The organism is Candidatus Thiodiazotropha endolucinida (assembly GCF_001715975.1).
GTDB classification, from domain to species: Bacteria; Pseudomonadota; Gammaproteobacteria; order Chromatiales; family Chromatiaceae; genus Thiodiazotropha; species Thiodiazotropha endolucinida.
In genome coordinates this window covers 1-8,890 of record NZ_MARB01000044.1, presented here as the reverse complement: position 1 = coordinate 8,890, position 8,890 = coordinate 1, and the positions used below count along the sequence as shown (strand labels likewise).

Genomic DNA, 8,890 nt, shown 5'->3' with positions numbered 1-8,890 from the left:
TTATCATTCGCTCATGTAGAATAGCTACACTACGCTCATTCTGCCTTGCTGGGCACGAAAACAGCCCCAGCAGGGCGTATTGGATTAGTGTTAACAGGCCCTAGTTCCAACAAACGACACACTCACATTTCCATCAGGCAGAAAATCTTTAACTATCTCGTAATAGGTATAAGCTGACTAGGGATTCTTCGTATTAACAGGCATCCATTATTAGGGTAATTACCAATACAAACATGGAAAGTTTGAGAAAATTTACATATTTGTTGACCGACAACGAGAGAGCACTATACTTTCTCCTACAGTGTTGATAATGGTTCCCATTTTAGAAGGAACAGGAACACTGGAATTCGGGCTGTTATGTTGACGCCCACTGTTTTTTTTTAATGGCTGGTACTTGGGCAGGTGGACAGAGCAGTTTGAGCCTCTCTGCAAAATAAAAGGTAGCGGTAACCGTTGAGTATATGGACTAAAGTGAGGCATTGCGTGGAGATTCTCGAATATCCCGTAGAGAACCGATCTTCATGTCGGCTTTTGATCTCTCCAATCCTCCAAATCTCGACAAATCGTTACTACCACTCCACCCTCCCGGGTCATCGATAGTGAGGAGTAATAGCTATGGCGACTGGAGTCGTAAAGTGGTTTAACAACGCCAAGGGCTACGGTTTTGTAACCCCGGAAGATGGAGATCAGGACGTTTTCGTCCATTTTTCATCCATTGAGATGGATGGATACAAAACCCTGAAGGAGGGTCAAAAGGTCCAGTTTGAGATCAGTCAAGGACCTAAAGGACTTCATGCAACCAATATCCAACGGGTTGCAGCAAGCGAATAAAGCTGGTCCCTGAATCAGCAAACGCAAAAGCCGGTTCGGTGATCCCGATCCGGCTTTTCTATTTCCCAATACACCGATGCCTCTGGAAAGCGGCAAACAAGGGCGGTTAGGCCCTGCCCTTGGTTTCATCATGTGTATCCTGTCTATTGCGGGGTAGCCTGCCGATATCCCTGCCCTGTTTCCAAACAGCGAAGATCATCAGGTTCCAGTTTAACCGCCGGGATACTATCATAGCGCCTTTTATCAGAATGTATTGGAATTCAACGCGGTCATCCCTGAATGCTGATTCTTTTCAACAAGCCTTACGGCGTTCTCACTCAATTCTCAGATAGCCAGGGGCGTGAGACCCTCGCCGACTACATCACCATGAAAGGGATCTATGCCGCTGGACGGCTTGACCGGGACAGTGAGGGCCTGCTGCTGCTCACCGATGACGGTAAACTGCAGCACCGTCTTACGGATCCCGGTCGCAAGCGTTGGAAACGATACTGGGTCCAGGTTGAGGGTATACCGGATGCCGACACCCTGGCACAGCTTCGACAAGGTGTTCAGCTAAAGGACGGACTGACACTGCCGGCAAAAGCCAGGCAGCTCGAGGAACCGAAACTTTGGCCCAGAAATCCACCTGTTCGCTATCGGGCGTCAATCCCCACATCCTGGCTCGAAATTCAGCTTCGGGAGGGGCGTAATCGTCAGATTCGCCGTATGACGGCAGCTGTCGGATACCCTACTCTGCGCCTGATTCGTGTAGCCGTGGACCGCTGGCGTCTGAAGAACATCCAACCTGGTGAATGGCTCATCGTCGATGGTGCCCGTAAAGAACCGGATCAAGGAAGAAAGAGGCCCCGTCATGGCAGATAAAGGCAGAGTCATCGTCGGTCTGTCAGGTGGTGTGGACTCATCCGTCGCAGCCTTACTGTTGCAGCAGCAGGGCTACCAGGTCGAAGGCTTGTTCATGAAGAACTGGGAGGAAGATGACAGCGAAGATTACTGTTCCGCAGCCGAAGACCTGGCAGATGCCCAGGCGGTAGCTGAATGTTTAAAGATTCCGCTCTATACGGTCAACTTTTCTAGCGAGTACTGGGACCGCGTATTTGCCTATTTCCTCGAAGAGTACGGTGCAGGCAGAACGCCCAATCCCGATGTGCTATGTAACCGTGAAATTAAGTTCAAGGCCTTTCTCGACCATGCAATCGATCAGTTGCAGGCATCCATAATCGCCACCGGGCACTATGCCGCAGTGGAGAAGGATGACGAAGGTTATCATCTACACAGAGCCAAGGATGAGGACAAGGATCAAACCTATTTTCTTTATATGTTGGGACAGAGAGCCTTGAGTCACAGCCTGTTTCCCTTGGCACAGCTGAATAAACACCAGGTCAGGGAGATTGCACAAAAGGCGGGATTTCCAAATCACAAAAAGAAGGACAGTACAGGGATCTGCTTCATTGGTGAGCGTAAGTTTCGAGACTTTCTGCAACGCTTTCTCCCGGCTCAGCCAGGCGACATCGAGGATCCCCAGGGTAATCCACTGGGCCGGCACCACGGTTTGATCTACTACACGCTCGGCCAACGGCAGGGATTGGGCATAGGCGGCCGACGCGACTCAATCGAGGCACCCTGGTTCGTGGCAGCAAAGGATCTTCGTCGAAACGTCCTGATTGCAGTACAGGGTCATGATCACCCCATGTTGATGCGTCAGGAACTGACCGCCAACCAGATGCACTGGGTGGCGGGTCGTCCACCATCCGATCCCTTGCAGTGTCTGGCAAGAATTCGACACCGTCAGCCCCTCCAGTCCTGTCGCATCCTGCGCCGGGACGATAGACGCTATCAGGTAGTATTCGATTCGGCTCAACGGGCGGCGACACCCGGACAGTCCATTGTGTTCTATCACGACAATAGATGTCTTGGTGGGGGTATCATTGAAGATAGCGAGATTATCAGCAATTCAGCTTCAGTAGTGTGAAAAGAGATGCAATATAGAGACAGCGATCGCGCAATAGCCCTATCGGGCATATATCAGGCAGCCAATCTGGTACAACAGGTTGCGCGTCGCGGATTGGTCGATGCAGACAGCATTGCGGCGAACATTCACAGCCTGTTTCAGATCGATGCCGAGAGTGTGCAGGATGTGTATGGAGGCCTGGAAGGAATCACACCCGGCCTTAGACTGACCTATCGGCAATTGAGTGGTGAAGAGGCGCGTGACGATGAGCTGACACGCTATCTGCTTGGCCTGATACAACTGGAAAGAAAACTCAGTCGTCATCTGGACCGACTGGAAAGGATAAAGCATGGTATCACTACAATTGCCCAAAGACTGGCCCACTTTCCCGCCACACACAGTAATATTCTCGGTGCCCTGGCGGAGATCTATGCAGATAATATCAGCCAGCTCTCACCTAGAATCATGGTAAGCGGTGAGCCCGTTTACCTACAGAACAACGACAATGTAAATAAAATCCGTGCCCTGCTGCTGTCAGGCATCAGAGCGGCTACCCTTTGGCGACAGACAGGGGGTAGAAGGAGACAATTGCTGTTTGTGCGCAAGCGCTACATCCAAGCCTGTAGAGAACTCCTGGACGATCTGCATCAAGACATTTAATCAAATATTCAATCAGATTGATTGTAATGAGTCACACCTGATCGATTTCTTACATTGAGCCAATGTGAAAAAACGTTAACTCGACACACTAAGTGACAGGAAATCGACAGCATTTCAATGTATAAAGAGTAACCGCGGCTGTAGCCGCAGTGGAATATATAATTTACAACGCATTGAGAGGATACGAATATGAGCAATACCAAGCTTGTCATTGCCCTGAGTGGACTGTTCACCCTGGCAGCCTGCAGCCAATCCGACAACCAGCAAAGTGCCACCACATCTCAGGAGACCCAAGGATCTTCAACCAGCATGGTTGACAAAGTCTCTGAGGCCGGCAGTAAGGCGGCGGATACGATCGCCACCACAAGCAAGGAGGCTTACGAGGGAGCAAAACAGATGGGGAGTGATGCTGCCGATGCCGTTGTCGATACCAGCAAAGAGATCTATGACAGTACGAAACAGGCCGCAAGCGATGCGGGTAGCGCAATAAAGGAAGAGACAAAAGAGATCGTTTCTGCAGTGGGTGAAAAGAGTGCTGAGGTCTATGATGCGGCAAAAACCAAAACAGGTGAGATGGTAGACGCCACGAAAGAGACAGGGACTGAAGTCATGGATAATATGAAAAAAGAAGAGTAACAGATTGATTATCCAATGGCGGGAGAGCACTGCCATTCCCTATCGGGGAACGCAGACCGGTCGTGAAGCCCGGATAACGGCCTGGTCTGCCAATGGCATTCACTCTAAGGCCTGTTAACAGGCCCTAACAAAGCGGGCGCTCTTTTCTGTGCAACTGTCGCCCGCGATCGGGTATAATCCACGCTTTTTTCAGCAACCAGGTGGATTGACTCAATGGAACTCTCCTCGCTTACAGCTGTATCCCCCATCGACGGCCGATACGGTAGCAAAAGTGCCGACCTGCGACCCATATTCAGCGAATTCGGCCTGATCCGCCATCGAGTCTCGGTAGAGGTGCGCTGGCTGCAGGCCCTGGCAACGCATAATGACATTCTGGAGATCCCCACTCTCAGCGAGCATGCCGTCAACATCCTCGATGCCATCGTAGATAACTTCAGTGAAGAGGATGCAAGAAGGGTAAAGAACATCGAGCGCACCACCAATCACGACGTCAAGGCGGTGGAGTATTTCCTCAAGGAGAAGATTGCCGGTAACGAAGAACTGGAAGGCATCAGCGAATTCATCCACTTTGCCTGCACCTCTGAGGATATCAATAACCTGTCGCATGCTCTGATGCTGCGCGAAGGGCGTGGCCAGATACTGTTACCGCAAATCGATGAACTGATCGGCAGCATCAGACAGCTGGCCCACCAGCTGGCCGATCTACCCATGCTGAGCCGTACCCATGGACAGCCGGCTTCACCAACCACCATGGGAAAGGAGCTGGCGAATGTGGTCTACCGGCTACGCCGTCAACGCGAACAGATCGCATCAACCCCGTTGCTGGGAAAAATCAACGGTGCTGTCGGCAACTATAACGCCCACCTCGCCGCATACCCCGAAGTCGACTGGCAGGGTTTTGCCAGACAATTCGTCGAGAGCCTGGGCATCGGCTGGAATCCCTACACGATCCAGATCGAACCCCATGATTATATCGCTGAGCTGTTCGATGCCATTGGACGCATGAACACCATATTGATCGATTTCTGCCGTGATACCTGGGGTTATATCTCCCTGGGTTATTTCAAACAAAAGACCGTCGCGGGCGAGGTCGGATCATCAACTATGCCGCACAAAGTCAATCCAATCGATTTTGAAAATGGAGAAGGAAATCTGGGTATAGCAAATGCCATCTTCGACCACCTTGCCGCAAAGCTTCCGATCTCCCGCTGGCAAAGAGACCTGACAGACTCCACCGTATTGCGCAATCTCGGAGTCGGCCTTGCCCACACCAGCATTGCCCTGCAATCGATCCAACGAGGCCTGGACAAACTCGAAGCCGATGGCCGGATCATGCAGGAGGACCTGGAGCAAAACTGGGAAGTGCTTGCAGAACCGATTCAGACGGTTATGCGGCGTTACGGTATCGAAAAACCCTATGAAAAGCTGAAAGAACTGACACGCGGCCAACGCATCACAGCCGACCAGTTGCAGGCCTTTGTCGATCAGCTGGATATGCCCGATCATGCCAAGGAGTCGCTGAAACGCATGACCCCGATGAACTACATCGGCAACGCCAAGGAACAAACCGCAGAGATCTAAATCTCCGGTGGGTGCTTCATCTGGATTATGAAAATCGATCAGCCGCAAATGGACGCAAATACTTAAGTTCTATGATTGCACTAAATATATAGATCAGGCAATGAATCTACATATTGTGATTTGGCCAGAAAAGTTTCACATATCCAGGTTATTGATGATCCCTGTTATTTAGTAGTGACTTTGCTTATCGAGTCATCTGCGTAAATTAGCGGTGATTTGCGTCCATTTGCGGCATAAAATAAGCCTTATCTAGATAGTGTATTGAACGGACAGAGCGTGATTCGATGCAAAACCTGCATTTTCCCAATGGCTTGAATGCGGAAAAATTTCTTGCCGAATACTGGCAACGGAAACCCCTGCTGTTTCGCAATCCGCTGGCCGACTATCAATGCGGCCTCGAAGCGGATGAACTGGCCGGTATGGCCTGTGAAGAAGCGATCGAATCTCGTCTGGTACTAGAGAAACATGGCGCCACACCCTGGGAGGCGCGCTATGGGCCGTTTGATGAGGATGACTTCTCCGGTCTGCCCGACAGTCACTGGACGCTTCTTGTACAGGATGTAGACAAGCATCTGCCGGAGATAGCCAAGCTGCTGGACTATTTTCGTTTTATTCCGGACTGACGGCTCGATGACGTGATGGTGAGTTACGCCGTTGACCAAGGCTCTGTCGGACCCCATATCGATGACTATGATGTATTTCTTTTCCAGGCCAAAGGCAAGCGCCGCTGGAAAATCCACTCACGCCCCGTATCAGAGGACGAGTTCATACCCGACCTCGACCTGCGCATCCTTCCTGAGTTTGAAGCGGATCAGGAGTGGCTGCTCGAGCCGGGTGACATGCTCTACCTCCCCCCCAATGTTGCCCACTGGGGAATAGCCGAAGGTGAGTGCATGACCTGTTCGGTCGGTTTCCGCGCACCCACGCTGCATGAGATGGCGACCGCCTGGTTCCAAGCTGCGCTAGAATCTCGCATGCCTCCACAGCGCTACCGGGATCCCCCCCTGAAACCCCAGTCCGCACCGGGAGAGATACTCCCCCCCTCGTTGTATGAGTTCAAGGCCATGCTTGAAGAGTGCATCAAGCATGGGCAGGAAAACGATCGTTGGTTCGGCCGTTTCGTGACTGAAGCAAAGGAGCATCTGCAGATCTACCCGCGCACTGAAACGCTGACTGATAAAGCGTTTCACAACCGTTTTCGGGAACAGGCCGTTATCCATCGCCACAGTTATGCCCGCATGGCCTTCAGCCGCAGTGAACATGACGGTTATGACACCTTGTTCGTGAACGGACAACACTATACGCTGCCCAGTGACTCCGGTGATTTCCTACCGGTTGTTACTCACTATCGAGTGCTCCATTTCGGTTATCTGCAGGAGTGGCTCGAACAGCCGGTCTACCTCTCCCTGCTGTGCCGGCTCTACAACGACGGACATATACAATTTAAAGATGACACAGAGTGACTACACCATCAGAAAGGCGAAATGGCCTGAAGAACGGGAGTTGCTGCGTCAGGTCAGAGAGCCTGTCTTCGTTGGGGAACAGGGCGTCCCGCTTGCCATGGAGTGGGATGATGATGACCTCATGGCCCATCACCTGCTTGCACTGGACCAGGACCAAAGACCCATCGCAACCGCACGCTTGCTGGGTAACGGACAGATAGGACGCATGGCGGTAGTCCCCGAGTGGCGCAATCAGGGTATTGGTACGGCACTGCTGTTAAGCCTGCTTCAGCATGCTGACTCAATCGGCTTGCAGACCCTCTTCCTACATGCCCAGAGCAGCGCTGAACCCTTCTACGCCAAAGCAGGTTTCACAGCCAGCGGCGAGCCTTTTATGGAAGCCGGAATCGAACATCAGATGATGGTCTTATCTCTCAACAAGGACTTAGCCGAGGAACTCTTTCTGGCTCAGCTTGGTAAGACCGCTGAGCTCTATCATCTGCATACCATCGAAGATCACCAGATACATGCCACGAGCATGGTGAGGCAGGCAAAACGCCACCTGGCTATCTTCAGCCAGACACTCGATCCACAGATTCTCGATACCCCTTCCTTTATCGACGCCACCAAACAGCTGGCAATGCGCTCCCGTATCAGCCGCATCCGTATCTTATTGCAAGACAACACGCTGGTAGTGCAACAAGGCCATCGGTTGGTCGAATTGGCGCAGCGCCTGTCCACAGCCATCGAAATCCGTATACCTGGAGAAGAATATCTGGAGTATGCGGAAAATTTCATACTGGTCGATGAACTGGGCTACCTGCATAGAAAACAGGCCGAAAATCTACTTGGCACCGCTTGCTACAACGACCGCCATAGAGTCAATAGAATGCAAACCATCTTTGATGAAGCCTGGGAATTCGGCATACCGGACCGTGAATTGGCCAGACTTCACCTCTAAGGATGGTATTTTTTAACACTGTAGAGTACGGCAACGGGTTAGAATACCGACTAGTAATGGGATTCTGATCAAACCAGGAATGATCTGGAGGAACCCTGAAATAGTCAGAGCATTTCAAGAAAATTTGCCCCGAAAGAATATTGTGGCATGATACTTTTTATGCTGCTTACAACCATTTCATAAGGACTTGCATTCACATAACGCTTGCATTGGTATAATAATGAAAAATCTACCGACTGTAGCAAAAGTCCTGATAACACTTGCAGTAGTAGTCTTTAGTGCCGAAGCCCTGTTGCGTTCAATTGAAGGCTCCCTATCCGGTAATATCTCCCATGTCATCGAGATACCTGAACTTTCAGAAAGATTTGATCAATCAGACGAACCTGGCCTACTCGTTCTTGGAAACTCCTTAACCAATAATGGTATTGATGCGACTCTATTAAAATCCGGCCTGGAAGCCCAGGGTCTTGCCTACCCAACCGTCGAGAAGATGGTACCGGATGCAACGACGATTTGGTCCTGGTCGTGCATCCTGCGCAATCGTATCTATGATCTCAAGAATCGGGTAAGGGCGGGTCTCTAACCCGCCCTCCCCACACCACCTAGCATGCGGGTCCGCACTAGGCGGTTCATCAAGCATAGTGAAACTTAATCCATAGCTCCCTGACAGAGACGAGCCCCTGTTGCGCCAACCACTTGTTGGTCATTCCCGATTGCGTGGCAAGGGTTCTTGCCAGGCGATACGGCCCCTTAGCAGGCTGTTGATTTTTACCCGTCGTCAGCCGTCAAATTCGTTTGGCGGTGTAATTACCGCTCAATCTAGCGATTGAT

10 protein-coding genes are annotated in these 8,890 nt (G+C 51.2%); all 10 read left to right on the top strand.

The genetic code is table 11. The features are described from left to right. Positions 1 to 615 precede the first annotated feature (615 nt). The 10 genes from cspD (at position 616) to CODIS_RS20125 (ending at position 8,642) form a co-directional block, all read left to right on the top strand. Positions 616 to 831, top strand: coding sequence for a cold shock domain-containing protein CspD (gene cspD, locus CODIS_RS20165; RefSeq protein ID WP_069128451.1), 216 nt, complete (start codon positions 616 to 618; stop codon positions 829 to 831). 279 nt (positions 832 to 1,110) lie between these two features. Further along, positions 1,111 to 1,692, top strand: a complete 582-nt coding sequence (locus tag CODIS_RS20160) for a pseudouridine synthase (RefSeq protein ID WP_069128450.1) — start codon at positions 1,111 to 1,113, stop codon at positions 1,690 to 1,692. Then, on the top strand, positions 1,682 to 2,800 hold the full coding sequence (gene mnmA / locus CODIS_RS20155; protein ID WP_069128449.1) for a tRNA 2-thiouridine(34) synthase MnmA: 1,119 nt from the start codon (positions 1,682 to 1,684) through the stop codon (positions 2,798 to 2,800). Before CODIS_RS20160 ends, mnmA begins: the two co-directional genes overlap by 11 nt. 6 nt (positions 2,801 to 2,806) lie before the next feature. Further along, entirely contained in the window at positions 2,807 to 3,439 is a 633-nt protein-coding gene (gene hflD, locus CODIS_RS20150) for a high frequency lysogenization protein HflD (RefSeq protein ID WP_069128448.1), read from the top strand. A gap of 189 nt (positions 3,440 to 3,628) precedes the next feature. Continuing rightward, positions 3,629 to 4,075 carry a hypothetical protein gene (locus tag CODIS_RS20145; RefSeq protein WP_069128447.1) on the top strand — a complete coding sequence of 149 codons (447 nt, stop codon included), beginning with the start codon at positions 3,629 to 3,631 and terminating at the stop codon, positions 4,073 to 4,075. 213 nt (positions 4,076 to 4,288) lie between these two features. Then, positions 4,289 to 5,656, top strand: coding sequence for an adenylosuccinate lyase (gene purB, locus CODIS_RS20140; protein ID WP_069128446.1), 1,368 nt, complete (start codon positions 4,289 to 4,291; stop codon positions 5,654 to 5,656). 284 nt (positions 5,657 to 5,940) lie between these two features. Continuing rightward, positions 5,941 to 6,279, top strand: coding sequence for a cupin domain-containing protein (locus CODIS_RS21655; RefSeq protein WP_320410411.1), 339 nt, complete (start codon positions 5,941 to 5,943; stop codon positions 6,277 to 6,279). A 12-nt stretch (positions 6,280 to 6,291) separates the two neighbouring features. After that, complete coding sequence (locus CODIS_RS20135) at positions 6,292 to 7,119, top strand: JmjC domain-containing protein (protein WP_335340676.1); 828 nt, start codon at positions 6,292 to 6,294, stop codon at positions 7,117 to 7,119. Then, a complete protein-coding gene (locus CODIS_RS20130; protein ID WP_069128445.1) occupies positions 7,106 to 8,059 on the top strand; it encodes a GNAT family N-acetyltransferase in 954 nt (317 codons plus the stop codon). Before CODIS_RS20135 ends, CODIS_RS20130 begins: the two co-directional genes overlap by 14 nt. 220 nt (positions 8,060 to 8,279) lie before the next feature. Then, entirely contained in the window at positions 8,280 to 8,642 is a 363-nt protein-coding gene (locus CODIS_RS20125) for a hypothetical protein (protein WP_069128444.1), read from the top strand. Positions 8,643 to 8,890: the final 248 nt, after the last annotated feature.

Coding starts and splice junctions, on each gene's coding strand:
- cspD (WP_069128451.1), top strand. CDS start 616: ATGGCGACTGGAGTCGTAAAGTGGTTTAACAACGCCAAGGGCTACGGT.
- CODIS_RS20160 (WP_069128450.1), top strand. CDS start 1,111: ATGCTGATTCTTTTCAACAAGCCTTACGGCGTTCTCACTCAATTCTCA.
- mnmA (WP_069128449.1), top strand. CDS start 1,682: ATGGCAGATAAAGGCAGAGTCATCGTCGGTCTGTCAGGTGGTGTGGAC.
- hflD (WP_069128448.1), top strand. CDS start 2,807: ATGCAATATAGAGACAGCGATCGCGCAATAGCCCTATCGGGCATATAT.
- CODIS_RS20145 (WP_069128447.1), top strand. CDS start 3,629: ATGAGCAATACCAAGCTTGTCATTGCCCTGAGTGGACTGTTCACCCTG.
- purB (WP_069128446.1), top strand. CDS start 4,289: ATGGAACTCTCCTCGCTTACAGCTGTATCCCCCATCGACGGCCGATAC.
- CODIS_RS21655 (WP_320410411.1), top strand. CDS start 5,941: ATGCAAAACCTGCATTTTCCCAATGGCTTGAATGCGGAAAAATTTCTT.
- CODIS_RS20130 (WP_069128445.1), top strand. CDS start 7,106: ATGACACAGAGTGACTACACCATCAGAAAGGCGAAATGGCCTGAAGAA.
- CODIS_RS20125 (WP_069128444.1), top strand. CDS start 8,280: ATGAAAAATCTACCGACTGTAGCAAAAGTCCTGATAACACTTGCAGTA.